This is a genomic window from Candidatus Cardinium sp. cBcalN2, from assembly GCF_022810445.1.
Classification (GTDB): domain Bacteria; phylum Bacteroidota; class Bacteroidia; order Cytophagales; family Amoebophilaceae; genus Cardinium.
Genome location: NZ_JAACGD010000059.1, coordinates 1 through 1,493, shown reverse-complemented (window position 1 = coordinate 1,493; position 1,493 = coordinate 1). Strand labels below are relative to the sequence as shown.

Here is a 1,493-nt window from a genome sequence, read left to right as displayed (position 1 = left end):
AAAATGAATTTTTAAAGCTACTTTTTGGTTGATCAAAAAGTAGCCAAAAAGTCAAGCGCTGATGAAAAAAGTTACTGTAGGCTTAGTTTACAGCTGGAAAAACAGGAACCTCTCTGCAATCCCTCCCGGCAACTGTTTTTCTTTTCATCTGTAAACTCCGCTTTCTGATCGCACTTTTTTCAAAGGGTGCGTTTTTTCGTAGCATAAGCCATAGTGGTGAACGGAAACACTTAGAGATGCATTTTTATATCATGTAGTCCTGCCTTTTTTTCTCGGCTTACCCTTTGCTTTTCTAATCTCAGAGAGCAGATTTTTATTAAGATCTGAATCACTATTTTCAGTGGATGAACTAAACGTTAGCTTCTTTTTTTTCTTATTGGGTCTACCACCCGCTTTTATAATATCAGCCAGCAAGTTGGATCTGAGATCTGAATCACTACTTTCAGAAGATGAACAACAGAAAGAAGCTTGTTTATCAGAACTAGGTTGAGGGCTCGAAACTGTTGATTGGATTGGTTTTGGTGGTACCTCGGGTTTTTTTCTATCACTTGAGCTTATTGGGCTAGTAGCACTTATTGAGTTATTCACCTTATGTGAACAAAGATTAATAGAAATATTAATGTTTTCTATGTGATTTAAAGGTGGCGCTTTAGCTACTATGGTAATCTTGAATTCATCGTCGGACTCACTATTTGTCGTATTACCACTTTGTTCATGATTTTTATCATATGCAGTATGTTGATTTTTATGCACATTATCTTGTGCTATATTATAAGTTAAAACAACATTACCTTCCTGATTACTTCCTTGCACTCCCAAACTCTTGCCTACTCCAGTACATCCGGTTTGTGTAGCTAACAATAGGGCACCAATGCTCGGTAATATGGTCTTTGAAAAGATAAAATGCTTATGGATTGCTTTAGTTTTACTCATGTAGATCTGTTTTTTTAGGTTTATCGTTTTTTATTATCTATCATTTATATTCATGCTAAACTTTATAGATATAAGTTCAACATCATACAATACTATACTAGTCCTTAAATAGGCTAATATTCTCATTAACATACTAAAATATATTTTAAAATCCAATCGAAGCTGTCTACTGGGGAACCTGGTAGGCCTATAATTAAGTAGCCGTTCAGCTTTTACCCACTGGGGTTGGTTATACCTAAAAAAGAAACTAGCTTAACGCTAGTTTCTTAGAAGCGCAGTGGCAAAGCTACGTAGAAAAAGCAAAAACGCCCCTTGTAAAATAGTTTCGATCAGCAATCACCGCTTACAGCTGGAAAAACAAGAGCCTCCCTGCCATTCCCCTCTGCAACTGTTTTCCTGATCAGCTGCAAGCGGTGATTGCCGCAACTTTTTATGGAGGGCTTGATTTTTTGGTTACTTTTTTTTCAAGAAAAAAGTAACAATAAAAATTCATTTTTTACCAGTGTCATGCACAAATACGAAAAAAGTAAGATAAAAATACATTACGGCTTATGTACGAA

General features: G+C 35.8%; 1 protein-coding gene. It reads right to left on the bottom strand.

The window, feature by feature from the left end; translation table 11 throughout:
• Positions 1-249: 249 nt before the first annotated feature.
• A complete protein-coding gene (locus MUW74_RS01770; protein WP_243518007.1) occupies positions 250-933 on the bottom strand; it encodes a hypothetical protein in 684 nt (227 codons plus the stop codon).
• Between the last annotated feature and the right edge of the window lie 560 nt (positions 934-1,493).